At 64.9% G+C, this 24,980-nt stretch carries 22 protein-coding genes; 9 read left to right on the forward strand and 13 right to left on the reverse strand.

The window, feature by feature from the left end; translation table 11 throughout:
• The first annotated feature begins 169 nt into the window (after positions 1–169).
• Positions 170–1,072 (forward strand): SDR family oxidoreductase, encoded by a 903-nt coding sequence (locus tag EBMC1_RS00705; RefSeq protein ID WP_003039091.1) that lies wholly within the window; start codon positions 170–172, stop codon positions 1,070–1,072.
• Between the two features lie 218 nt (positions 1,073–1,290).
• Positions 1,291–2,355 (forward strand): hypothetical protein, encoded by a 1,065-nt coding sequence (locus EBMC1_RS00710; RefSeq protein ID WP_003039095.1) that lies wholly within the window; start codon positions 1,291–1,293, stop codon positions 2,353–2,355.
• On the opposite strand, the gene EBMC1_RS00715 is transcribed toward EBMC1_RS00710, so the two are convergent.
• The 8 genes from EBMC1_RS00715 to eno form a co-directional block, all read right to left on the reverse strand.
• Positions 2,327–2,680: a DUF2794 domain-containing protein gene (locus EBMC1_RS00715; RefSeq protein ID WP_003039097.1), complete on the reverse strand. Its 354-nt coding sequence runs from the start codon at positions 2,678–2,680 to the stop codon at positions 2,327–2,329. The genes EBMC1_RS00710 and EBMC1_RS00715 overlap by 29 nt on opposite strands.
• The gene (gene epsC, locus EBMC1_RS00720; protein WP_003039099.1) at positions 2,680–3,399 is read right to left on the reverse strand and encodes a serine O-acetyltransferase EpsC; all 720 of its coding nucleotides are present in this window, start codon (positions 3,397–3,399) and stop codon (positions 2,680–2,682) included. Before epsC ends, EBMC1_RS00715 begins: the two co-directional genes overlap by 1 nt.
• Positions 3,400–3,485: 86 nt before the next feature.
• Positions 3,486–4,145 carry a hypothetical protein gene (locus EBMC1_RS00725; protein WP_003039102.1) on the reverse strand — a complete coding sequence of 220 codons (660 nt, stop codon included), beginning with the start codon at positions 4,143–4,145 and terminating at the stop codon, positions 3,486–3,488.
• Between the two features lie 47 nt (positions 4,146–4,192).
• Positions 4,193–5,560 carry a pyruvate dehydrogenase complex E1 component subunit beta gene (locus tag EBMC1_RS00730; RefSeq protein WP_003039104.1) on the reverse strand — a complete coding sequence of 456 codons (1,368 nt, stop codon included), beginning with the start codon at positions 5,558–5,560 and terminating at the stop codon, positions 4,193–4,195.
• Position 5,561: 1 nt separating this feature from the next.
• A complete protein-coding gene (gene pdhA / locus EBMC1_RS00735; protein WP_003039108.1) occupies positions 5,562–6,632 on the reverse strand; it encodes a pyruvate dehydrogenase (acetyl-transferring) E1 component subunit alpha in 1,071 nt (356 codons plus the stop codon).
• Positions 6,633–6,761: 129 nt separating this feature from the next.
• Complete coding sequence (locus tag EBMC1_RS00740) at positions 6,762–7,121, reverse strand: FtsB family cell division protein (protein WP_003039110.1); 360 nt, start codon at positions 7,119–7,121, stop codon at positions 6,762–6,764.
• A 68-nt stretch (positions 7,122–7,189) separates the two neighbouring features.
• Positions 7,190–7,711 (reverse strand): DUF7716 domain-containing protein, encoded by a 522-nt coding sequence (locus EBMC1_RS18250; protein WP_156000838.1) that lies wholly within the window; start codon positions 7,709–7,711, stop codon positions 7,190–7,192.
• A gap of 23 nt (positions 7,712–7,734) precedes the next feature.
• Positions 7,735–9,009 (reverse strand): phosphopyruvate hydratase, encoded by a 1,275-nt coding sequence (gene eno / locus EBMC1_RS00750; protein ID WP_003039115.1) that lies wholly within the window; start codon positions 9,007–9,009, stop codon positions 7,735–7,737.
• A gap of 181 nt (positions 9,010–9,190) precedes the next feature.
• Here eno and EBMC1_RS00755 point away from each other — a divergent pair, with 181 nt between their 5' ends.
• The 5 genes from EBMC1_RS00755 (at position 9,191) to EBMC1_RS00775 (ending at position 11,303) form a co-directional block, all read left to right on the forward strand.
• The gene (locus EBMC1_RS00755; protein WP_040589091.1) at positions 9,191–9,766 is read left to right on the forward strand and encodes a hypothetical protein; all 576 of its coding nucleotides are present in this window, start codon (positions 9,191–9,193) and stop codon (positions 9,764–9,766) included.
• A gap of 7 nt (positions 9,767–9,773) precedes the next feature.
• On the forward strand, positions 9,774–10,238 hold the full coding sequence (locus EBMC1_RS00760; RefSeq protein ID WP_003039121.1) for a phage holin family protein: 465 nt from the start codon (positions 9,774–9,776) through the stop codon (positions 10,236–10,238).
• Complete coding sequence (locus EBMC1_RS00765) at positions 10,238–10,624, forward strand: hypothetical protein (RefSeq protein ID WP_003039123.1); 387 nt, start codon at positions 10,238–10,240, stop codon at positions 10,622–10,624. The genes EBMC1_RS00760 and EBMC1_RS00765 overlap by 1 nt, the downstream gene beginning before the upstream one ends.
• Positions 10,605–10,994, forward strand: a complete 390-nt coding sequence (locus EBMC1_RS17665; RefSeq protein ID WP_231292842.1) for a hypothetical protein — start codon at positions 10,605–10,607, stop codon at positions 10,992–10,994. Before EBMC1_RS00765 ends, EBMC1_RS17665 begins: the two co-directional genes overlap by 20 nt.
• Positions 10,995–11,087: 93 nt before the next feature.
• On the forward strand, positions 11,088–11,303 hold the full coding sequence (locus EBMC1_RS00775) for a DUF4170 domain-containing protein (RefSeq protein WP_003039127.1): 216 nt from the start codon (positions 11,088–11,090) through the stop codon (positions 11,301–11,303).
• Positions 11,304–11,358: 55 nt separating this feature from the next.
• On the opposite strand, the gene EBMC1_RS00780 is transcribed toward EBMC1_RS00775, so the two are convergent.
• The 3 genes from EBMC1_RS00780 to EBMC1_RS00790 form a co-directional block, all read right to left on the reverse strand.
• Positions 11,359–11,637, reverse strand: a complete 279-nt coding sequence (locus EBMC1_RS00780; protein ID WP_003039130.1) for an ETC complex I subunit — start codon at positions 11,635–11,637, stop codon at positions 11,359–11,361.
• A 66-nt stretch (positions 11,638–11,703) separates the two neighbouring features.
• Complete coding sequence (gene hrpB / locus EBMC1_RS00785; protein WP_003039132.1) at positions 11,704–14,178, reverse strand: ATP-dependent helicase HrpB; 2,475 nt, start codon at positions 14,176–14,178, stop codon at positions 11,704–11,706.
• A 7-nt stretch (positions 14,179–14,185) separates the two neighbouring features.
• Positions 14,186–15,199: a polyprenyl synthetase family protein gene (locus EBMC1_RS00790; protein WP_003039135.1), complete on the reverse strand. Its 1,014-nt coding sequence runs from the start codon at positions 15,197–15,199 to the stop codon at positions 14,186–14,188.
• Between the two features lie 104 nt (positions 15,200–15,303).
• On the opposite strand from EBMC1_RS00790, the gene EBMC1_RS00795 reads away from it, so the two are divergent.
• Together EBMC1_RS00795 and EBMC1_RS00800 are read left to right on the forward strand one after the other, a co-directional pair.
• Positions 15,304–15,591 (forward strand): chorismate mutase, encoded by a 288-nt coding sequence (locus tag EBMC1_RS00795; RefSeq protein ID WP_003039138.1) that lies wholly within the window; start codon positions 15,304–15,306, stop codon positions 15,589–15,591.
• Positions 15,588–16,283 carry a glutathione S-transferase N-terminal domain-containing protein gene (locus EBMC1_RS00800; RefSeq protein WP_003039141.1) on the forward strand — a complete coding sequence of 232 codons (696 nt, stop codon included), beginning with the start codon at positions 15,588–15,590 and terminating at the stop codon, positions 16,281–16,283. Before EBMC1_RS00795 ends, EBMC1_RS00800 begins: the two co-directional genes overlap by 4 nt.
• A 115-nt stretch (positions 16,284–16,398) precedes the next feature.
• Here the strand turns inward: EBMC1_RS00800 and rpoC are convergent, their stop codons facing one another.
• Together rpoC and rpoB are read right to left on the reverse strand one after the other, a co-directional pair.
• The gene (gene rpoC / locus EBMC1_RS00805; RefSeq protein ID WP_003039143.1) at positions 16,399–20,679 is read right to left on the reverse strand and encodes a DNA-directed RNA polymerase subunit beta'; all 4,281 of its coding nucleotides are present in this window, start codon (positions 20,677–20,679) and stop codon (positions 16,399–16,401) included.
• 53 nt (positions 20,680–20,732) lie between these two features.
• Entirely contained in the window at positions 20,733–24,911 is a 4,179-nt protein-coding gene (gene rpoB, locus EBMC1_RS00810; protein WP_040589096.1) for a DNA-directed RNA polymerase subunit beta, read from the reverse strand.
• Between the last annotated feature and the right edge of the window lie 69 nt (positions 24,912–24,980).

Consider the following 24,980-nt stretch of genomic DNA (forward strand, 5'->3'; position numbering starts at 1 on the left):
CGGTCAAATGACAGTCGCACGTCATTTTGGTTACATTTCGATGACAGATGACATTTTGTTGCACCCGCCAAAATTGCCCTTCCCCCCTTGCCTGCCCGCCGCGAGCGGTTAAGGACGTGCCAGTTTTCTTGGGCAACCTTTTGCGGGACGCCCCCGATGGGAGATCAGCATGACGATCAAATTTGACGGCCGCGTTGCCATTGTCACCGGCGCCGGCGGCGGCCTGGGCCGCGCCTATGCGCTCGAACTCGCCCGGCGCGGCGCGAAGGTCGTCGTCAACGACCTCGGCGGCGCGCGCGATGGCACCGGCCATTCGGACGCCGCACTGCAGGTCGTCGAGGAAATCCGCGCCGCGGGCGGCACCGCCATGTCGAACGGCGGCAGCGTCACCGAATATGAGCATATGGTCGAAATGGTGGCCAAGGCGAAAGAGGAATGGGGCGGCGTCCACATCCTGATCAACAACGCCGGCATCCTGCGCGACAAGAGCTTTGCCAAGATGACGATGGAGGATTTCAACCTCGTCGTGCAGGTCCATCTGCTCGGCAGCGCCAACGTCACCAAGGCATGCTGGGATCTGATGCGCGACCAGGCCTATGGCCGCATCCTGATGACCGCCTCGTCGACCGGCCTCTACGGCAATTTCGGCCAGGCCAATTACGGCGCGGCGAAGCTCGGCCTTGCCGGCCTGACCAAGACGCTGCACCTCGAAGGCGCGAAATATAACATCCGCTGCAACACGATCGCGCCGGTCGCGGGCACGCGCATGACCGAAGACATTTTCCCGCCCGAACTGTTCGAGAAATTCACCCCCGAAAATGTTGCGCCGGCCGCGCTGTTCCTGGTGAGCGAAGATGCGCCGTCGAACATGATCGTCGGCGCGGGCGCAGGCGCCTATCACGCCGCCTATATCACCGCGACCCCGGGCGTCGCCCTGCCCGAAGACCAGCGCACGCCCGAAGGCGTTGCCGCAGCGTGGGACAAGATCATCGACCGCACCGGCGAAATCGTGCCCCAGTCGGGCAGCGAACAGTCGATGGTGGTGATGAAGGCCTTGCAGGCGCTCGGCTGAGTGGTTGCTCCTCCCTGCCGCGCAGCGGTGGGGAGGTGGCAGCCCGCAGGGCTGACGGAGGGGCGAGGGCGCATCGCCCCCCCACCACCCTTCGGGCGGTCCCCCTCCCCATCGCTTAGCGACAGGGAGGATATGGCGCCCCACTGTATTGACACAGCAATACGCTTTCGCTATGCCCTGCATGGGGCAAGGGGATCGGTCTAAGAAGGACGACCCCGATGTATAGCGAAAGCGACCTGCAAGCTGCGGTCGATGCAAAAGTCTTGACGCCGGAGGCGGCCACCGCCTTTCGGACGCATATTGCATCGCTGCGCGACGCGCCCGGAGCGGATGAGGAATCCTTCCGGCTCATTACCGGTTTCAACGATATTTTCGTCAGCATTGCCGCGGTGATCCTGCTGGTCGCCGTGGCGTGGATCGGCGAATCGATCCATCCGGCGCTCGCGGGGGTCTTCGTCGCCGGGTCGGCGTGGCTGCTCGCCGAATATTTCACCCGCCGCCGCCGCATGGCGCTGCCCAGCATCCTGCTCGTCCTCGCCTTTTCAGGCGGCGTCGCCGCGACGATGATCGGCTTCCTCGTCAAGCATGGCGAGGCAATCTTCGGCAATCATCTGAGCGAAACGACCGGCGCGCTGATCGCCAGCGGCATCGCCTTCGTCACCGCGGGCGCGACATGGCTGCACTGGAGGCGGTTCATGGTACCCGTGACGATTGCCGCCGGCACCGCCGCGCTTGCCGCCACGGCGGTTGCGCTGATCCTTTCGGTCGTCGGGATGCCCGATCCGTCGCAGACGCTGTTGATGGCGCTGATCCTCGTCGCCGGTGTCGGCGTCTTCACGCTCGCGATGTGGTGGGACCGTAGCGACCGGACGCGCACGACGCGGCGCAGCGACGTTGCCTTCTGGCTCCATCTGCTAGCCGCGCCGATGATCGCGCATCCGGTGTTCCATCTGCTCGGTGTCACGAGCGGCGACAATATCACCAGCGGCGCCGCGGTGATGGTCGTCGGCATCTATATCGTCTTCGGACTGATCGCGCTCGCGATCGATCGCCGCGCGCTGCTCGTCTCGGCGCTGGCCTATGTGCTGTTCGCGATGACCGAATTGTTCCGTACCTTCGGCGCGGTCGAACTCAACGTCGCGCTCACGGCGTTCGTCATCGGTTCGGCGTTGCTGATGCTGTCGGCCTTCTGGCAGAATGCGCGGGCGGTGGTCGTCGGCATGCTGCCCGCGGACGTGGCGAACCAGTTGCCCGCTACGATCCGTCCCCAACCAGCTTCATAAGCTTGCGCTCGACGGGGGCGAGCACGTTAGAAAGCTCGTCCCCGCGCTTGAGCACTGCCCCGCCTTCGGAGACAAGGGCCCACATGCCCTGGCGACTCCGCAAGGCGGGGCGCTTTTCTATGCGATATTCGGGGCGTTCCGCGGTGCGCCGAAAGGCCGAAAAGATCGCGACGTCGCGGTGGAAATCCATCGCATAGTCGCGCCACTTCCCCGCCGCGACCATGCGGCCATAGAGGTCGAGAATGCGCATCAGCTCGTCGCGGTCGAAGCCGGTCTGTTGCGGCAATGCCCGCCCCGCATATGGAAGGGGCGTCACCGTCCCCATCAGGCGCTTTTCCGGCCTCCCTTGCGGCGCGGCGCATCATCGCCCTCACCCGGTGCGGCACGCTCTTCGAGCAACGCCTTGAGCTGCTTCTGCAGCACTTCGAGCTGGCATTGCAGGATTTCGAGCTTCTGCGTCGCAGGGTCGAAAGCCTCGCTGCACGGGGTGCCATAGGGCACGAAGTCGCGCGCATATTCGGTCGCATCGAGCAGCGTCGAACGCGCCGGAATGCCGACCATCACGGCGCCCTCGGGCACATCCTTGGTCACCACCGCATTGGCGCCGACGCGCGCGCGCGGATTGACGATCACCGGGCCCAGAATCTGCGCGCCCGACCCGACGATCACATCGTCGCACAGTGTCGGGTGGCGTTTGCCGCCGATGCCGTTCGCGGGATCGGTGCCGCCCAGCGTCACGCCCTGATAGATGGAAACATTGTCCCCGATCTCGGCGGTTTCGCCGATGACGACGCCAAAGCCATGATCGATGAACAGGTGGCGGCCGATCGTGGCGCCGGGATGGATGTCGATGCCCGTCAGCCAGCGCGACAGATGATTGACGAAGCGTGCGAGGAAGAACAGGTCCGCCTCGAACAGCCAGTGGGCAATGCGGTGCATGCCGACGGCGAGCAGCCCCGGATAGAGCAGAATTTCCCAGCGCGAACGCGGCGCGGGATCGCGCGCCTTGATCGAGTCCAGATAGGCGACGAGCCCGTTAAACATCGCAATTTCCCCTGCGACCCTATCTCGTGTGCGCCAAGATAGAGGCTCGGGGGCGGCATTTCCACCCCCGCCACGACACTTTCCCGTCAAAGGCCAGTCAGGCCGATCCGGAAAAGCAGCAAGCCTTCGCTGCGCCAGCGCCGTTCGCCGCCACGTGCCGCAATGGCCGCCGACCAGCGATCGAGCATCAGCAGCGCCCTGCCGCCGAGCAATCCGCGCGGCGGTGCCGCCCGGTTACAGGCATCGCGAAAAAGCTGCGCCGCGGCGTCCGCCGTTTCCTGCTGCCCGGCCAGCCAGACCAGCCCCCAACGCGCCCCGCCCGCGCCGCCCGACAGCGCGAACAGCGCCTCGCCGAACGCTGCGCCGGCCGCGGTCCGCGCTTCGGCGTCTTCGGCAAGCAGCACCGCCTCGGCGGCATCGACCAGCACCTCGAGCCCGTCCTGCCCCGCCCAGCTCTGCTGCAATTCGGCGAGCAGCGGCTCGCCCTTCGGCAGCGCGGCGGGATCGGACGCAAGCAACCCCGCCATGTCGCGCCACCAGGCGAGCTTGATCTGGCCGATCATCGGCTCGCGCGCATCGGCCAGCAATTTGGTCAACCGCTCCGCGAGCGCCCACAGCGCCGCCAGCGCCTCGCGCCGCGCGCGCGGCACCGCGACCATCACGCGCGGGTCGCGGATGTCGGGGTAGGCGCTGGGTTCAGCCGTCGCCCCCGCGAAGGCGGGGGCCGATGTCGGTTTACTCGGCATGGAAGGGTAAGGCCGATGACGGCCCCCGCCTTCGCGGGGGCGACGGACTAGCGATTGCAAACCGTCTTCGCCGCCGCGATCACGCGCGGGACATCGACCAGCGCCGCCTTTTCGAGATTGGCAGCATAGGGCAGCGGAACGTCCTCGTCGGTCACGCGCAACACCGGCGCATCCAGGTCGTCGAAGCCCTGTTCCATCGCCACCATCGCAAGTTCGCTGGCGATCGAGCAGGTCGGCCAACCTTCCTCGACGACGATCATGCGGTTCGTCTTCTTGAGGCTGGCGAGCACGGTTTCGGTGTCGAGCGGGCGCAGCGTGCGCAGGTCGATCACCTCGGCCTCGATCCCCTCACCCGCCAGCGCGTCGGCGGCCTCGAGCGCAAGCCCGACGCCGATCGAATAGCTGACGATGGTGACGTCGCTGCCCTCACGCATGATGCGCGCCTTGCCGATCGGCAGGACATAATCCTCGACGTCGGGAAGCTCGAAGCTGCGGCCGTAGAGCAGTTCGTTTTCAAGGAACACCACCGGGTCTTCGCTGCGGATCGCCGCCTTGAGCAGCCCCTTGGCGTCGGCGGCGTCATAGGGCGAGATCACGATCAGGCCGGGGACGCTGGCGTACCAGGGCGCATAATTCTGGCTGTGCTGCGCCCCGACACGGCTCGCCGCGCCATTGGGGCCGCGGAAGACGATCGGACAGCGCATCTGGCCGCCCGACATATAGTTGGTCTTGGCCGCCGAGTTGATGATGTGGTCGATCGCCTGCATCGCGAAGTTGAAGGTCATGAATTCGATGACCGGCTTCAGCCCGCCCATCGCCGCGCCGGCGCCAAGGCCCGCAAAGCCATATTCGGTGATCGGCGTATCGATCACGCGGCGCGGGCCGAATTCGTCGAGCAGACCCTGCGTCACCTTGTAGGCGCCCTGATATTCGGCGACTTCCTCGCCCATCACGAAGATGCGGTCGTCGGCGCGCATTTCCTCCGCCATCGCATCGCGCAGCGCCTCGCGAACGGTCAGCTTGACCATCGCCGTGCCCGTGGGGATCGACGGATCGGCGGCGCGCATGGCCGGCGCCGGCTTTTCGGCCGCCGGAGCGGGCGTGGCGGCCGGAGCCGGAGCCTCGGTGGGTGCCGGAGCGGCGGCAGGCGCGGGCGCCGGAGCCGCCTCTTCGCCCTCGCCCGAAATCGTCGCGATCACGGTGCCGACCTTCACATTGTCGGTACCTTCGGGAACCAGGATCTGCGCGATCGTGCCTTCGTCGATCGCTTCAAATTCCATCGTCGCCTTGTCGGTTTCGATCTCGGCGAGAATATCGCCCGATTTGACCGCGTCGCCTTCCTTGACGAGCCACTTGGCGAGCGTGCCTTCTTCCATCGTCGGCGACAGCGCCGGCATCTTCAATTCGATGGCCATCTCAATATTGCTCCACCAGCACGTCGGTATAAAGTTCGGACGGATCGGGTTCGGGCGCGCTTTCGGCGAAGTCGGCCGATTCCGCGACAACCGCGCGGATTTCCTTGTCGATGTCCTTGATGCGATCCTCGCCGATGCCGGCGTCGATCATCGCCTTTTTCAGATGCTCGATCGCGTCGCTCTTGTCGCGCACCGCCTGCACTTCCTCGCGGCTGCGATATTTGGCGGGGTCCGACATCGAATGGCCGCGATAGCGATAGGTCTTGAGTTCGAGCAGGATCGGTCCCTTGCCCGCGCGCACCCATTCGAGCGCCGCCTCGGCCGCGCCGCGCACCGCGAGCACGTCCATGCCATCGACCTGCATACCCGGAATGCGGAAGCTCTCGCCGCGGCGATAGAGCTGATCCTCGGCCGACGAGCGGTTGACGCTGGTGCCCATCGCATATTGGTTATTCTCGATCACGAAGATGATCGGCAGCTTCCATAGCTCGGCCATGTTGAAGCTTTCGTACACCTGGCCCTGGTTAGCGGCGCCATCGCCGAAATAGGCCATCGCAACGCCGCCGTCCCCGCGATATTTGTGCGCGAAGGCAAGCCCGGTGCCCAGCGCGACCTGCGCGCCGACGATGCCGTGCCCGCCGTAGAATTTATGCTCGACGCTGAACATGTGCATCGAGCCGCCCTTGCCCTTCGAGATGCCGGCCGCGCGCCCGGTCAGTTCGGCCATGATGACCTTCGGATCGATGCCATAGGCGAGCATATGGCCATGATCGCGATAGCCGGTGATCACGCTGTCCTTGTCGCCGTCGAGCGCCGACTGCAGACCGACCGCCACGGCTTCCTGCCCGATATAAAGGTGGCAGAAGCCGCCGATCAGGCCGAGGCCGTAAAGCTGGCCCGCCTTTTCCTCGAAGCGGCGGATGAGCAGCATCTCGCGATAGAATTTCTCGAGCTCTTCGGGCGTCGCCGCATAGGGGACGGGCTCGCGCGGGGTTTCGCGATTGCTCGCGGCAGCTGGGGTGGATGCAGTCTTTTTTGGCGCGGCAGTCTTGCGCGCGGGTGCTTTTGCCAAGGCGATATCCTTTGCGTTTGGCCGTTACGGCAAGGCCCCTATAGGAGAGCGACGCCCCGCTTGGCAACGCCCCGCGGGCATGGCGCGACTGCGTGGCTACCTATGCATTTATCGGCGGGAAAGCGCCGGTCAGCGCTGGCCGTCGGCCTTGGGCGCGGGGGCCGCGGGCTTTTCCGCGGGGTCCATCGGAATGGCGATCTCGTCGGGGTGCATCACGCCCAGCTTTTCGCGAACATATTCGTCGGCCAGATCGGGATCGACGCGCTGTCGCCCGAGCAGGTTCACCCGGTTCTGCAGCTCGTTCTGCTTCTTGGTGAGCTCGGACAGGATGACGCGCTTCTTTTCGACCGACTGGCCGTAATCGCCCCACGCATAAAGGCCGGTGGGCCCGAAAATGATATAGCCGATCATCGCCAGCACCGCGATCAGCGCCACCGTCGGCCCGACCGCCCGGCTCATCGATTTACGGAATTTGTGGCGCTGCGTCATTTCGGTTCTTGAATCAGAGTTGATTCGCGGCGTCAAGGCGGCAAACCGTAGTTTTCCAATATCATTTGCTATTCGAAAATGCAGGGTCGCAGACGAACCATCTCAAAATGATGCTTCCGACAGAAAGCACTCATATTAACAGCGCCACGTTCGCATCCTTCACGACGACAACGAGATGCCGCCCTTTCCTCACCCAAAGAGTCGTAAAACTCCCTATCCAGCTCTCGAAGAACAATATCTGCAGGGAGCGGATCAGGTGCGCCAAGGGACGGAAGATACGCGTCAAACTTCCAATAATATACGAACGCCTGAACGTAGACTTCATCGTCGGGAGAAGCGGACAACCTAGCAGCTGCATCGCAAACATCTTCAACTGTTTGCGTGTCCAGCCCCTCCCTCGGAAACCCGAGCTGACGCCCAATAACCCCCAGTTCCTCTTCATCCTGATACGCCTCATCGGCAATCAGGACGCAATCGGACGCGACGGTAATTTCGCCGTCAGGAAGATACACCCAACCTTGCGGAAGGCCCCTGCTCACTGCCGCCCTCAACATGTCGGGTAGCGACTTGCGAATAATTCCTTCCGACATACATGGTCACCCCACCCAAGCCATCACCCGAAAATCGCAGCCCCCGGATAGCGGGCCATGTCGCCCAGCTCTTCCTCGATGCGGATGAGCTGGTTGTACTTCGCAAGCCGGTCCGAACGCGCAAGGCTGCCGGTCTTGATCTGGCCGCAGTTGGTCGCGACCGCGAGGTCGGCGATCGTCGCATCCTCGGTCTCGCCCGAACGGTGCGACATCACCGCGGTATAGCGCGCGCGGTGCGCCATATCGACCGCGTCGAGCGTTTCCGACAGCGTGCCGATCTGGTTGACCTTGACGAGCAGCGAGTTGGCGAGGCCGGTCTTGATGCCCTCCTCCAGCCGCACCGGGTTGGTGACGAACAGATCGTCGCCGACGAGCTGGCACTTGTCGCCGATCAGGTCGGTCAGCGCCTTCCAGCCGGTGAAATCATCTTCGCTCATCCCGTCCTCGATCGACTTGATCGGGTAATCCTTGACCAGCGCGGCAAGATAGTCGGCCATCTGCTCAGGGCTGAGCGACAGGCCTTCGCCGCTGATCTCATATTTGCCGTTCTTGAAGAACTCGGTCGCGGCGCAGTCGAGCGCCAGCACCACGTCGCTGCCAAGCTTGAAGCCCGCCTGATCGATCGACGCGGCGATGAAGTCGAGCGCAGCGCGCGTCGACGCGAGGTTCGGGGCGAAGCCGCCTTCGTCGCCAACCGCGGTGGCGAGGCCCTTCGCCGACAGGCCTTTTTTCAGCGTGTGGAATATTTCACTGCCCCAGCGCACGGCTTCGGCGATGCTGCCGGCGCCGACGGGCATGATCATGAATTCCTGGACGTCGATCGGGTTGTCGGCATGTTCGCCGCCGTTGATGATGTTCATCATCGGCACCGGCAGCGTGCGGGCGGAGACGCCGCCGACATAGCGGTAGAGCGGCAGGCCGCGCGCGTCGGCCGCGGCCTTTGCCGCCGCCAGGCTGACGCCCAGGATCGCATTGGCGCCGAGGCGGCCCTTGTTGGGCGTGCCGTCGAGGTCGATCATCGCCATGTCGAGCTCGCGTTGATCCTCGGCATCGAGGCCGATCAGCGTCTCGGCAATCTCGCCATTGACGGCGGCAACCGCCTTCGTAACGCCCTTGCCCAGATAGCGGCCCTTGTCGCCATCGCGCAGTTCGACCGCCTCGTGCGCGCCGGTCGAAGCGCCCGAAGGAACCGCGGCGCGGCCGAAGCTGCCGTCTTCGAGCAGCACGTCGACTTCGACGGTCGGATTGCCGCGGCTGTCGAGAATTTCGCGGCCGTGAATGTCGATGATGGCGGTCATGGGTCGGGTCCTGCTGCGGGGCCGAAGGGGCGGCCGGTTGGAAAGGCGCCCGCCTGTTATCGGCGCCCCGCCGCCAAAGCAACACGTCGCATAGGAATTTCACGGGATTTTCGGCGCGCTATGGAACCAAATCGCCGCGCTTGCTATATAGATTGAGGTAGGACCGCGGACGGCGCGACGCGTGCGCGCCCCCAACAAGAATGAAGAGGACGATGTGATGGCCAAAGCCGCTACTCCCGCGACCAAGAAGGCAGCTCCCCGCCCCAAGGCACCCGCAAAGCCCGCCGCCACCAAGGCAGCGCCGGCCGCGAAGGCGAAGGCGGCGGCAAAGGATCATCCGATCCGCGACCAGCTCGCCGTGACCCGCGACACGATCAAGGCCGAAGCGTCGAAGAAGGCCGCATCGATCAAGGAAGATGCGACGAGCTTTGCCAATCAGGCATCGGCAAAGGCGCGCGAAGCCGCGACCAAGGGCAAGGACAAGGCGGCCGAAACCGTCGGCAGCCTCGCCAAGATGCTCGAGGATAGCGCTGACACGGTGGATTCGAAATTCGGCAAGCAATATGGCGATTATGCCCGCTCCGCCGCGACCACGGTGGCCGGCCTTGCCTCGTCCCTCGATCAGAAGGATCTCGACGAACTGGCGGGTGCGACCCGCGATTTCGTCAAGAAGAGCCCGGCGGTCGCGGTTGGTGCGGCGGCGGTGATCGGCTTCGTGCTGGCCCGTATGCTCAAGGGCGGGTCGAGCAACGACTGATCGCCCCTTGCCCGCACAGAAACCGACCCCTCCACCGACCTCTGCATCGGCGTCCGATCCGCACGGCTTCGGGGGCGTCAGCCACGGCTATGCGCCCGACGGGCCGCCCAGCACGCCGCCGCCGGTACCGCTCGAAGATATCGTCCGCGATCTCGTCGACGATGCCAAGCAGACGGTGCAGGCCGAACTGGCGCTTCTCGAAGCGCGCGGTGCGCTGGCCTCGCACGGGGTCAAATGGGCGTCGGCGTGGGGCTTCGTCGCGGCCTGCGCGCTGCTCGTGGCGTTGCTCGCGGTTGCCTTCGGCGCGATCCTGGTGCTCGCGCCGCACGTGGGCCCGCTGCTCGCGACGCTGATCGTGGTCGCGGCGCTCATCGGGCTCGCGGGCTTCGCCGGCTGGCGCGCAAAGCGAAGTGCGGGCGATGTGAAGCTTGCCCTGCGCAGCGACCTGTCACCGCAAGGGAGTGACGACTGATGTCCGCCGCCCGCAACCGCCTCGTCAACGCGCTGCGCCGGTCGATGCTGCAGCGCGCGGCCTTGCGGCGTCAGGCCGACACGGCGCGCGCCGCCTTCAAACCGAGTGCGCTCATCGATCGCGGCAAATATCGCTTGCAGGCAAAGGTCGACGACACCGCGCAGGCGGTCCGCGATGAATTTCGCAGCAACCGCCTGCCGATCGCGCTGGCCGCGGTCGCCGGTACGCTGTGGCTCCTGCGCGAGCCGATCAAGGAGCATGCCCCCCGCCTCGCGCGGCGCATCCAGAATGTGGCGAGCGATCTTGCCGACCGGCTGCGTCCCGCTACCGCGGGCGCGGCCGAAGATATCGAACAAATGGAGGAAGATGATGAAGCCCTTCGGTGAAACCGCCCGCGACGCGCAGGCAAAAGCGAGTGAACTTGCGGAGAAAACCGCCGAAAATGCGCGTGCGACCGCCGAGGCGGCCAAGGCGCGCATCCAGGAAGGCTATGGCCGCGCCCGTGCTGCGACGAGCGACCTCGCAGACCGCACCCGCGCCGCGTCGAGCGAGCTTGCCGCAAAGGGGCGCGAACAGGCCGACGCCGCGCGCGAAGCCGCCGGTCACGCCTATGAAAAGGGCAAGGCGCAGGCGACCCGCGCCAACGGCAAGCTCAAGGACATCGCGAAGGACCAGCCGCTGACGCTGCTCGCCGGTGCCGCCGCGATCGGCGCACTGCTCGGTTCGCTGCTTCCGAAGGGTCGCAAATCCGACTAAAGCCTATGCCGGGCCTACTTGCCCGGACGGCGCGGTGCTGTTAGGGGCCTCGGCCTCTCCCCTCCCCACGCCGTAGCGGCAAGGAACCTGAAAATGAGCAAACTGCATCTGGTGTTCGGCGGGCGCGTCAGCGATCCGCAGGGCCTCGATTTCGTCGACCTGTCGAACCTCGACGTCGTGGGCCTGTTTCCCGATTACAAGTCGGCCGAAAAGGCCTGGCGCGCCGCCGCGCAGCGCACGGTCGACGATGCCGAGATGAAATATGTCGTCGTCCACCTGCACAAGCTGTTGCAGCCCGACGCGGAATAAGCGCCGACAGGCGAATGGCCCGCGTCGCCCCCGCAAACCCGGGGACGACGATCAATCAACGGAAATTGTCGGCGTAAGCCTGGATCTTGAGCGTGCGCACCGGGGTCGGCATGACTTCGACCTCGATCCCGTTCTTCGCCGCATAGGCAATCGCTTCGTCGCGCGTTGCGAAGCTCAGACGAAGCTGCCGCTGCGTATCGCCGCTACCCGCCCAGCCCATCAGCGGATCGGCCTTGCGCGCTTCGGCAGGGGCATATTCCAGGAACCAGCGCTGGGTGCCGGCACGGCCCGACTGCATCGCATTCTTGGGCTTCTGGAAAATACGCGCTTTCATCGGAGAGTCCCTGACTGGATTGCTATGCCGTCGCCTTAGCGGCTCTGTCGCGCCGCGAAAAGGGGGCTATTGCGCATCGCGCCGCGCCTGCGCCGCCTTGGTCAGCAACGTCGGGCGCGCGGTCGCCGGATCGTCGGGCCAGCTATGCTTGGGATAGCGGCCGCGCATTTCCTTCGCGACCTCGCGCCAGCTTCCGCTCCAGAACGACGCGATGTCGCGGCTCGTCTGGATCGGACGGTGCGCGGGCGAGGTTAACGCCAGAACCAGCGGAATCGGCGGGTCGCCGACGGTCGGATGGCGCGCCAGCCCGTACATTTCCTGCACCCGCACGCTGACCGTCGGGCCGCCCTCGGCGCCATAATCGATCGCATGACGGCTGCCGGCAGGGGTGGTGTAATCGGCGGGAGCGAGCTTTTCGAGCAATTGCCGCGCCGGCCAGTCGAGCAACCCCATCAGCGCATCGGTAAGCCGGCGATCGCCAATATCGCGCAGCCCGCGCGCCCCATCGAGCAACGGTTCAAGCCACAGGTCGAGGCTGTCGGCGAGCGCGCCCGTCGACAACGCGTCGAGCCCGGCAAAGGACGCGCGCTGGCGCAGCGCCTGCGCCGCGGCCCCCCAGCCGATCAGCCCCAGCCCTTTGTCGCGAACCGCGGCAAGCCGGACCGCCACATCATCCTCCGCGCCCGCATCGCGCCCGGCCTTGCCGCTTGACAGCGCGATCGCGCCCAGTCTCCGCTCGCGCCGGTGATCGACGCGGTCGTTCGCGGCGTCATAGACGCTTGCGCTCTGCTGGACGATGCGATCAGCGAAGATCGCCTCGACCTCGGCCGCCGCGATCGGCGCAGCGGCGAGGATGCGGACGCCGGCGGCATGGCCCTGCGCATCGGCGATGGCGAGCCATTCGGCATTGGCGAGCGGGTCGACGGGATCGATCTTGTAGGCCCGTCCCCCGACGCTGAGATATTCGCCGCGCTGGCCGGCGCGCTGGCGCGCAACGCGGTCGGGCCAGGCGGTGGCGATCCAGCCGCCGATCGAGCGTGTTTCGTCCGTTCGCGGACCGGACGCCAATCGCCCGCCAACCCCGGCAAGCCGTCGCGCGAGCCGCCGCGCACCCTCGGCACGCTCGCCCCTGATGCCGCGCCAGCGCCCCAGCCGTGCCTCGACATCGGCGCCGCGGCCGCCGAGGCCCGGCTCGGTCAGCAGGACCGCCAGTTCCCCTGCCAGATCGCCCTCGCCCGCCGCCGCCGCGTCGAGCAGCATGTGCGCAAGCGGGACCGGCAGCGGCACCGCCGCGAGCGCCTTGCCATGCGCGGTAATCCGCCCATCCTCGCCCAGCGCACCGATCGCCTGCAACCGCGCCTTCGCCTCTGCGATCGCAGCGGGCGATGGCGGATCGAGCCAACCGAGCTGGCGCGGGTCGACGATCCCCCAGCTCGCGCAGTCGAGCACCACGGGCATCAGGTCGTTCTCGTGGATTTCGGGCGGATCGAAGGGGGGCATCCCGGCGGTCGCCGCCGCCTCCCACAGCCGGTAGGCAACTCCCGGCCCCTGCCGCGCCGCGCGCCCCGCGCGCTGCGTCGCCGACGCCTGACTCGCGCGTTCGGTGACCAGTCGCGCGATACCCGCCGCCTTGTCGAAGCGCGGACGCCGCGACAGGCCGGCATCGATCACAATTCGCACCCCGTCGATGGTCAGGCTGGTTTCAGCAATGCTCGTCGCGAGGATCAGCTTGCGCGCGCCGCCGGGGTCGCGGACCAGCGCCTTGCGCTGCATCGCGGGGTCGATCTGCCCATGAAGGCGATGAACCACGAGTGGCAGACCCGCCGCCTCGACCGCCGCCGCTGCGCGCTCGATGTCGGCGGCGCCGGGCAGAAAGGCGAGCATGTCGCCTTCCTTCTCGTCGGCCAGCGCCTGCCGCACCGCCGCAAGCACGCTCGCTTCCAGCCGATCCTCGGCGCGGCGCCCGATATGGCGCAGATCAAGCGGCCAGCTCTTGCCTTCGCTCTTGACCACCGGCGCATCGCCGAGCAGCGCTCCGAAGCGCGCGCCGTCGAGCGTCGCCGACATTGCGACGAGCCGCAGATCGTCACGCAGCCCCTGCTGCGCATCGATTGCGAGCGCGAGCGCGAAATCGCCGTCGAGGCTGCGTTCGTGGACTTCGTCGAACAACACCGCCGACACGCCTTGCAGTTCAGGATCGGCAAGAATGCGGTTGCGGAACAGACCCGGCGTCATCACCAGAAGGCGCGTCGCCGCAGACTGCTTGCTGTCGAGGCGCGTCGCATAGCCGACCGTCCCGCCGACCGCTTCGCCCATTTCCTCGGCAATGCGCTCGGCCGCCGCCCGCGCCGCGAGGCGCCGTGGCGAGAGCAGCCACACCGCGCCCTTGCACCATGGCTCGCGCAGCAAGGCCGGCGCGACGCGCGTCGACTTGCCCGCGCCCGGCGGCGCGACGACGACGGCGTTGGGCTTCAAGAGCAGCGCCGCCATGATGTCGGGCAGCACCGCGTCGATGGGCAGGAAGGGCCCGGCGGTCGTCATCGCCGCCTCAATAGGCGCGGGCGACCGCAAAGGCGACGGCTTCGGTCAGCGCCGCCTTGGCCTGGCTGCTGCGAAAGCCCCCGATGGCATCGACCGCGCGCTGACCATAATGCCGCGCGCGCGCCAGCGTGTCGGCGATCGTGTCGTGCTTGAGCAGCAGCGAGGTCGCATAGGCGAGATCGTCGTCCGAAGCGCGGTGGCCGACGATGGCCTGCTTCCAGAATTCGCGTTCTTCGGCGCTGCCGCGCGCGTAAGCGAGGATGACCGGCAGGGTGACCTTGCCGTCGCGGAAATCGTCGCCGACGCCCTTGCCCATCGTTTCGGCGTCCGAAACATAGTCGATCGCATCGTCGACAAGCTGAAAGGCGATGCCCAGATTGCGGCCGTATGCGTCGAGCGCTGCCTCGGTCGCCTCGTCGCGCTCGGCAACGACCGCGGCGATCTTGCACGCGCTGGCAAACAGTTCGGCGGTCTTGGCGTTGATGATCGCGAGATATTGGTCCTCGCTGGTTTCGACACGGCGCTGCGCCGAAAGCTGGTTCACTTCGCCTTCCGCGATCACCGCCGAAGCATGGCTGAGGATCTTTAGCACCTTGAGCGAGCCGTCCTCGACCATCAGTTCGAACGAACGCGCGAACAGGAAATCGCCGACGAGCACCGACGCGCTGTTGCCCCAGATGATGTTGGCGGTCTTGCGCCCGCGGCGCAGGTCCGATCCGTCGACGACATCGTCGTGGAGCAGGGTCGCGGTATGGATGAATTCGACCGCGGCGGCGAGCTTGCAATGGCGGCGCCCGGGATAGTCGAGCAACTGCGCGCAGGCGAGCGTCAGCATCGGGCGCATCCGCTTGCCACCGCCCGCGATCAGATGGCCGGCGAGTTCGGGAATGAGCGGAATTTCGGACTGCATTCGGTCGAGGATGACCGAATTCACCTCGTTCATGTCGGCGGCGACAAGCGCCATCATCGGATCGAGCGAGGGCGGACGGTCGCCGTGGAGCTGATGGATTTCGGCAGTCATGACACGGGCTGCCTTGGCCGTGCGCCTGCAATTTTGCAACGACTTTCGGCTTGCCACCCGCCCCCCGCCGGTGCCAAGCGTGCCCGACGCAAGAGGAGCCGCGCATGGACGATCAACTCAGCCGCTACCGCCAGAGCATCGACAATATCGACGCGGCGCTCGTCTATATGCTCGCCGAACGGTTCAAGGTGACGAAGGCGGTCGGCGAACTCAAGGCGAAGATCGACCTGCCCCCCGCCGACCCCGACCGCGAGGCACGGCAGGTCGAACGGCTGCGCACGCTGGCGCGCGAGGCCGACCTCGATCCCGAATTCAGCGAAAAATTCCTGCGCTTCATCATCGACGAGGTGATCCGCCACCACGAACATCTGAAGCGGGAGGCCGGCGCATGACCGCTGCACATCCCGTCTTCGCCAAATGGCCCGCACAGCATCCCGAGCGGCTGCAGCTTTTCACCGCGCCGACCCCGAACGGGGTCAAGCCCAGCATCATGCTCGAGGAATGCGGCCTGCCCTATGAAGCGCAGCGCATCGACATCATGGCCAACGAAAGTCATGACCCGGCCTTTCTGGCGCTCAATCCGAATGGCAAGATTCCCGCGATCTACGATCCCGACGGACCGAACGGCACCCCGCTGGCGCTGTTCGAATCGGGGGCGATCCTGATCTATCTCGCCGACAAGACCGGCCAGTTCCTGCCCGCCGAGGCGAACCGGCGTTACGAAGCGATCCAGTGGGTGATGTGGCAGATGGGCGGCATGGGACCGATGTTCGGCCAGCTCGGCTTCTTCCACAAATTCGCGGGTCGCGACTATGAGGACAAGCGCCCGCGCGATCGTTACGCGGCGGAATCGGCGCGGTTGCTGGGCGTCCTCGACGCGCGGCTCGATGGCCGGGACTGGGTGATGGACGCCGATTACAGCATCGCCGATATCGCGATGCTCGGCTGGGTGCGCAACCTGATCGGTTTCTATGGCGCGGCCGACATCGTCGGTTTCGATCGCTTCAAACATGTGCAGGCATGGCTCGACCGCGGCCTTGCGCGCCCGGCCGTCCAGCGCGGGCTGGAGGTCGGCGCGAGCTGATAGCGGCGCAGGCGGCATCCGGCCGAAACCCCCAAGGATAAAGAAAAAGCCCCGCCGGATCGCTCCGGTGGGGCTTTTCTTCGGTGGCGTATCTGCAGCCCCAGGGCGCGAGGACTTAGTCCTCGTCGCTCTGGATCAGATAATCGCCGGCATCGGCGTCGGTGCCGTGGGTTTCCCCTTCGACCGCGCCGAGCGGATCGTCGCCCATCGCCGCTTCGGGGCCCTGCGCCAGTTCGGCGGCATGCTCTTCGGCCGCGGTCTGCGGCGCGATGAGATGCGCTTCATTGGCAGCGCGCATGGCGGCACGCAGCGCCGCGTCCTTCGACGAGGCGGTGACGCGGATGCGGTTCATCGCCGCGCCGGTACCCGCCGGGATGAGGCGGCCGACGATGACGTTTTCCTTGAGGCCCATCAGCGAGTCGACCTTGCCCTGCACCGATGCTTCGGTGAGGACGCGGGTCGTTTCCTGGAACGATGCCGCCGAGACGAAGCTGCGCGTCTGCAGGCTCGCCTTCGTGATGCCCAGGAGAACCGGGCGCCCTTCGGCGGGCTTGCCGTTCTTCGGCAGCTTGGCGTTATATTCCATCATCTCCAGATAATCGAGCTGTTCGCCCGGCAGCAGCGTGGTGTCGCCGCCATCGGTGATCTCGACCTTCTGCAGCATCTGGCGAACGATCACCTCGATGTGCTTGTCGTTGATCTTCACGCCCTGCAGTCGGTAGACTTCCTGGATTTCCGCGACGAGGAATTCGGCCAGCGCTTCGACACCCATCACGTCGAGGATGTCGTGCGGATTCGGCGAGCCCGAGATCAGCGCGTCGCCGCGCTTCACATAGTCGCCTTCCTGCACTTCGAGCACCTTGGATTTTGGGATCAGATACTCGACCGCATCGCCCTCTTCCGGAACGATCGCGATCTTCCGCTTCGCCTTGTAATCCTTGACGAATTCGATGCGGCCCGAAAGCTTTGCGATGACCGCATTGTCCTTCGGAATGCGCGCTTCGAACAGCTCGGCAACACGCGGCAGACCGCCGGTGATGTCGCGCGTCTTCGACGCTTCGCGGGTGACACGGGCCAGAACGTCGCCCGCCTTCACTTCCTGACCGTCTTCGACCGAGATCATCGTGCCGACCGCGAGCAGATAGCGCGCTGCTTCACCCGAAGCATCGTCGAGCAGGGTCAGGCGCGGCTGAAGGTCTTCCTTCTTGCCGCGACCGGTGGTGCGATATTCGATCACGACGCGCTGGGCGATACCTGTCGCTTCGTCGACCTGTTCGGTCAGGGTCTTGGCATCGACCAGATCCTGATATTTCACGATGCCGTTCTTTTCGGTGATGAGCGGCATGGTGAACGGATCCCATTCGGCAATCCGGTCGCCCTTCTTCACCTTCTCGCCGTTCTTGTGCATGATCTGCGCACCATAGGGCAGCTTGTGCGTCGCACGTTCGCGGCCTTCGCTGTCGATGACCGCGATTTCGCCCGAACGGGACAGCGCCAGACGGCGACCGCGCTGGTCGACGATCGTTTCCATGTCGCGATATTCGATCGTGCCGTCCGAAATCGCTTCAAGGTTCGACTGTTCGTTGACCTGCGCCGCACCGCCGATGTGGAAGGTCCGCATCGTCAGCTGCGTGCCCGGTTCACCGATCGACTGCGCCGCGATGACGCCGACCGCTTCGCCGATGTTCACCGGCGTACCGCGCGCAAGGTCGCGGCCGTAGCATTTGGCGCAGACGCCCAGGCTGGCTTCGCAGACCAGCGGCGAGCGGATCTTCACCGCCTGCACTTCGGCTTCCTCGATCCGGGCGACCGTGGCTTCGTCGAGCAGCGTGCCGACGGGAGCGATGACATTGCCGTCCTTGTCGGCAACATCCTCGAGCGTCGTACGGCCCAGGATGCGCTCGCCCAGCGAGGCGATCGTCGAACCGCCCTGGATGATCGCGCGCATTTCCATACCACGGGTCGTGCCGCAATCATCCTCGATCACGACGCAGTCCTGCGACACGTCGACCAGACGGCGGGTCAGGTAACCCGAGTTCGCCGTCTTGAGCGCGGTGTCGGCCAGACCCTTACGGGCACCGTGGGTCGAGTTGAAATACTCGAGAACGGTCAGGCCTTCCTTGAAGTTCGAGATGATCGGCGTTTCGATGATCTCGCCCGACGGCTTGGCCATCAGGCCGCGCATGCCGGCGAGCTGCTTCATCTGCGCCGGCGAACCACGCGCGCCCGAGTGTGCCATCATGTAGATCGAGTTGACCGGAGCAAGCCGGCCGTCGTCGAGCTTCGGCGTCGCCCGGATTTCGTCCATCATCGCGTTCGCGACCTTGTCGCCGCACTGCGACCACGCATCAATGGCCTTATTGTACTTTTCCTGCTGCGTGATCAGGCCGTCCTGATATTGCTGCTCGAAATCCTTCACCAGCGCGCGGGTCTCGTCGACCAGCTTTTCCTTGGCGTCGGGGATGATCATGTCGTCCTTGCCGAACGAGATGCCGGCACGGAACGCGTGGCGGAAGCCCAGCGCCATGATCGCGTCGGCGAACAGCACCGTCTCCTTCTGGCCGGTGTGACGATAGACCTGATCGATCACATCGCCGATTTCCTTCTTGGTCAGAAGGCGGTTGACGACGTCGAAGGGCACGGTGTGCGACTTCGGCAGGCATTCGCCGATCAGCATGCGGCCCGGCGTTGTTTCGAAGCGGCGCAGATATTCATTGCCGGCTTCGTCGGTCTGCGGAACGCGGCTGGTGATCTTCGAGTGCAGCGTAACCGCGCCCGTGTAGAGCGCCTGGTGCACTTCGGCCATGTCGGCCAGCAGCATGCCCTCGCCCGGTTCGCCTTCGCGTTCCATCGACAGATAATAGAGGCCGAGGACCATGTCCTGCGACGGAACGATGATCGGCTTGCCGTTCGCGGGGCTGAGGATGTTGTTGGTCGACATCATCAGCACGCGCGCTTCCAGCTGCGCTTCGAGGCTCAGCGGGACGTGCACGGCCATCTGGTCGCCGTCGAAGTCGGCGTTGAACGCGGCGCAGACCAGCGGGTGAAGCTGGATCGCCTTGCCCTCGATCAGCACGGGTTCGAACGCCTGGATGCCGAGGCGGTGAAGCGTCGGGGCGCGGTTCAAGAGGACCGGGTGCTCGCGAATGACTTCGTCGAGGATGTCCCAGACTTCCTTGCGTTCCTTTTCGACCCACTTCTTCGCCTGCTTCAGGGTCATCGACAGACCCTTGGCGTCGAGGCGCGCGTAGATGAACGGCTTGAACAGTTCGAGCGCCATCTTCTTCGGCAGGCCGCACTGGTGCAGCTTGAGTTCGGGACCGGTCACGATGACCGAACGGCCCGAATAGTCGACGCGCTTGCCGAGCAGGTTCTGACGGAAGCGGCCCTGCTTGCCCTTGAGCATGTCGGACAGCGACTTCAGCGGACGCTTGTTGGCACCGGTGATCGTGCGGCCGCGGCGGCCGTTGTCGAACAGCGCGTCGACGGCTTCCTGCAGCATGCGCTTTTCGTTGCGGACGATGATGTCCGGCGCACGCAGCTCCATCAGGCGCTTCAGGCGGTTGTTACGGTTGATGACGCGGCGATACAGGTCATTGAGATCCGACGTCGCGAAGCGGCCGCCGTCGAGCGGCACCAGCGGGCGCAGTTCGGGCGGGATGACCGGAATGACTTCGAGGATCATCCATTCGGGCCGGTTGCCCGATTCGATGAAGCTTTCGACGACTTTCAGACGCTTGATGATCTTCTTGGGCTTCAGCTCCGACTTGGTCGTCGCCAGCTCTTCCATCAGGTCGACGCGTTCCTGTTCGAGGTCGAGCCCTTCGAGGAGCACGCGGATCGCCTCGGCGCCGATCCCGGCCGAGAAGGCGTCCTCGCCATATTCGTCCTGCGCGTCGAGCAGTTCGTCCTCGGTCAGAAGCTGGAACTTCTCGAGCGGCGTCAGGCCGGGTTCGAGAACGATATAGGCTTCGAAATAGAGGACGCGCTCAAGCTGCTTGAGCTGCATGTCGAGCAGCAGGCCGATGCGCGACGGCAGCGACTTCAGGAACCAGATGTGCGCGACGGGGGCGGCGAGTTCGATATGGCCCATGCGTTCGCGGCGGACTTTGGTCACCGTGACTTCGACACCGCATTTTTCGCAGACGATGCCCTTGTATTTCATGCGCTTGTACTTGCCGCACAAGCATTCATAATCCTTGATCGGACCGAAGATGCGCGCGCAGAACAGGCCGTCGCGTTCGGGCTTGAACGTACGGTAGTTGATCGTTTCGGGCTTCTTGATCTCGCCGAACGACCACGAGCGGATACGCTCCGGGCTCGCGATGCCGATCTTGATCATGTCGAAGGTTTCGGGCTTCGCGACCGGGTTCATGAAGTTGGTAATCTGGTTCATATTCTAGCTCCACTCTTCCCCCCTCCGCCGCTGGCGGAAGGGGGTGAGGAAAATCATTCGGCGGCTTCGGGAAGAGCGTCCGGACCCTGATCGTCGTCATCGTCCGAATAGGACGACAATTCGACGTTGAGGCCCAGCGAGCGCATTTCCTTGACGAGCACGTTGAAGCTTTCGGGAATGCCGGCCTCGAAGGTGTCGTCGCCTTTGACGATCGCTTCGTAAACCTTGGTGCGGCCGATCACGTCGTCCGACTTCACCGTCAGCATTTCCTGCAGCGTGTAGGCGGCGCCATAAGCCTGAAGCGCCCACACTTCCATTTCACCGAAGCGCTGGCCGCCGAACTGCGCCTTACCGCCCAGCGGCTGCTGGGTGACGAGGCTGTACGGCCCGATCGAGCGCGCGTGGATCTTGTCGTCGACAAGGTGATGGAGCTTCAGGATATACATATATCCCACCGTCACCTTGCGGTCGAAACGATCGCCCGTGCGGCCGTCGTACAGATCGACCTGACCCGACCGGTCGAGCCCGGCGCGTTCGAGCATCGTCGACACATCGCCTTCGCGCGCACCGTCGAACACCGGCGTCGCGAACGGAATGCCGAGCGACAGGCGGCCCGCCATCTCGACGATCTGATCATTGCTGCGACCCTTGATGTCGTCGGCATAATCGTCGCCATAGGCGGTGAGCAGCGCCTCACGCACCGCTTCAGGCGGCGCGCCCGCTTCGGGGTTCGGGTTTGCCGCACGCCAATCTTCGAGCGCCGCGGTGATCTGACGGCCGAAACCGCGCGATGCCCAGCCGAGGTGCGTTTCGAGGATCTGACCCACGTTCATACGCGAAGGCACGCCCAGCGGGTTGAGCACCACGTCGACATGCGTGCCGTCTTCGAGGAACGGCATGTCCTCGATCGGCAGGATGCGGCTGATGATACCCTTGTTCCCGTGGCGGCCGGCCATCTTGTCACCCGACTGCAGCTTGCGCTTGATGGCAACGAAGACCTTGACCATCTTGAGCACGCCCGGCGCGAGTTCGTCGCCGCGCTGCAGCTTTTCGACGCGGTCTTCATACTTCGCGTTGATCCGCTTGATCGCGTCGTCATACTGCGCCTTGATCGCTTCGAGCGCGGCCTGCGCCTTGTCGTCGACGACGGCGAGCTTCCACCAGTCGGCGCGATCGAGTTCGGCAAGCTGATCTTCGGTCAGCACGTCGCCCTTCTTCATGCCCTTCGGCACCGCGCTGGTGGCCTGGCCGACCAGCAGTTCCTTGAGGCTGGAGAAGGTCGCGCGGTTGAGGATCGCGCGCTCGTCGTCGGCGTCCTGCTTCAGACGCTCGATTTCTTCGCGTTCGATCGCGATCGCGCGTTCGTCCTTGTCGATGCCGTGACGGTTGAAGACGCGGACTTCGACGACGGTACCCGAAACGCCCGGCGGCAGGCGGAGCGACGTGTCGCGCACGTCGCTGGCCTTTTCGCCGAAGATGGCGCGCAGAAGCTTTTCTTCCGGCGTCATCGGGCTTTCGCCCTTCGGCGTGATCTTGCCGACCAGGATGTCCCCCGGACCGACTTCGGCGCCGATGTAGACGATGCCCGCTTCGTCGAGGTTGCGGAGCGCTTCTTCGCCGACGTTCGGAATGTCGCGCGTGATGTCCTCCGGCCCGAGGCGCGTGTCGCGGGCGGTGACTTCGAATTCCTCGATGTGGATCGAGGTGAAGACGTCGTCCTTCACGATACGCTCGGAAATGAGGATCGAGTCCTCATAATTGTAGCCGTTCCACGGCATGAACGCGACGAGCACATTCTTGCCGAGCGCCAGTTCGCCAAGCTCGGTCGACGGACCGTCGGCGATGATGTCGCCGGTGCGGATCACGTCGCCCACCTTCACCAGCGGACGCTGGTTGATGCAGGTGTTCTGGTTCGACCGCTGGAACTTCTGGAGGCGATAGATGTCGACGCCCGACTTGCCGGGTTCGACAAGGTCGGTCGCACGGATGACGATACGCGTCGCATCGACCTGGTCGATGATGCCGCCGCGGCGTGCCGCGATGGCCGCACCCGAATCGCGTGCGACGGTGCCTTCCATGCCGGTACCGACGACGGGCGCTTCGGCCCGCAACAACGGCACGGCCTGACGCTGCATGTTCGATCCCATCAGCGCGCGGTTGGCGTCATCGTTTTCCAGGAACGGAATGAGCGAGGCCGCAACCGAAACCAGCTGCTTCGGCGACACGTCCATCAGCGTGATCTGTTCGCGCGGCGCCATCAGGAATTCGCCGGCTTCACGCGCCGAGATCAGCTCCTCGACGAAGCTGCCGTCGGGGTTGAGATCGGCGTTCGCCTGCGCGACCGTGTGCTTCGATTCCTCCATCGCCGACAGATAGACGACTTCGCTCGTCACCTTGCCGTCGACGACGCGGCGGTACGGGGTTTCGATGAAGCCATATTTGTTGACGCGCGCGAACGTCGCGAGGCTGTTGATCAGACCGATGTTCGGCCCTTCCGGCGTTTCGATCGGGCAGATACGGCCATAGTGCGTCGGATGGACGTCGCGGACTTCGAAGCCCGCGCGTTCGCGGGTCAGACCGCCCGGCCCGAGCGCCGAGACGCGGCGCTTGTGGGTGACTTCCGACAGCGGGTTGGTCTGGTCCATGAACTGCGAAAGCTGCGACGAGCCGAAGAATTCGCGCACCGCAGCAACCGCCGGCTTCGCGTTGATCAGATCGTTCGGCATCACGGTCGAGACGTCGACCGACGACATGCGCTCCTTGACCGCACGCTCCATGCGCAGCAGGCCGACGCGATACTGGTTTTCGAGCAGTTCGCCGACCGAACGGACGCGGCGGTTGCCGAGATTGTCGATATCGTCGATCTCGCCCTTGCCGTCCTTCAGGTTCACCAGTTCCTTGACCACGGCGAGGATGTCCTCGCTGCGCAGCGTCGTCACCGTGTCCTCTGCATCGAGGCCGAGGCGCATGTTGAGCTTGACGCGGCCCACCGCCGACAGGTCATAGCGTTCGGGATCGAAGAACAGGCCCGCGAACAGCGCGTCGGCGGTTTCGCGCGTCGGCGGTTCGCCGGGGCGCATGACGCGATAGATGTCGCTCAGCGCCTGATCGCGATCCTCGGCCTTGTCGGCCTTCAGCGTGTTGCGGATCCACGGACCGGTGTTGTTGTGGTCGATGTCGAGCAGCACCAGCTTGTCGATGCCGGCGGCGTCCATCTTTTCCAGATTTTCCGCGGTCACTTCGTCACCGGCTTCGATGTAGATCTCGCCGGTCGATTCATTGATCAGGTCATAGGCGCTGTAACGGCCGAAGATTTCCTCGGTCGGGATCAGCAGCGTTTCAAGACCGTCCTTCGCCGCCTTGTTGGCAAGGCGCGGGCTGATCTTGTGGCCGGCAGCGAACACGACTTCGCCGGTCTTGGCGTCCACGATATCGAACGCCGGCTTCGCGCCGCGCCAGTTTTCGAGGACGAACGGAATCTTCCAGCCATCGGCCGCACGTTCGAAGATCATGCGGTCGTAGAAGAAGTTCAGGATTTCTTCGCCCGACATGCCCAGCGCATACAGCAGGCTGGTCACCGGAAGCTTGCGCTTGCGGTCGATACGGACGTTGACGATGTCCTTGGCGTCGAATTCGAAATCGAGCCACGAACCGCGATACGGAATGACGCGCGCGGCAAAGAGATATTTGCCCGACGAGTGGGTCTTGCCGCGGTCATGGTCGAACAGCACACCCGGCGAACGGTGCATCTGGCTGACGATGACACGCTCGGTGCCGTTGATGAAGAAGGTGCCGTTCTCGGTCATGAGCGGCATGTCGCCCATGTAGACGTCCTGCTCCTTGATATCGAGAACCGAACGCGTGTCGGTTTCGCTGTCGACTTCAAAGACGATCAGGCGCAGCGTGACCTTCATCGGCGCCGCATAGGTGATGCCGCGCTGACGGCATTCCTCGACGTCATATTTGGGCTCTTCGAGTTCGTAATGAACGAAGTCCAGCTCCGCGGTCCCGGCGAAGTCGCGGATCGGAAACACGCTGCGCAGCGTCTTTTCGAGGCCCGAGACGTAACCGACCGACGGGTCGGAACGCAGGAACTGTTCATAGGATTCGCGCTGCACCTCGATGAGGTTGGGCATTTCCACGGCTTCGTGGATGTTGCCGAACAGCTTGCGGATTCGCTTGGTTGCGGTTGCTTCGAGGGCCTTGCCCACCGACTTCGCCTTGGTCGCCATAAAGGATTGTCTCGCCTGTAAAAATTCGACTCGCGAGCGCGATAGAGACGCAAAAAAGCCGCAAGCAAC

Origin of the sequence: Sphingopyxis sp. MC1 (assembly GCF_000371385.1) — a bacterium.
Classification (GTDB): Bacteria; Pseudomonadota; Alphaproteobacteria; order Sphingomonadales; family Sphingomonadaceae; genus Sphingopyxis; species Sphingopyxis terrae.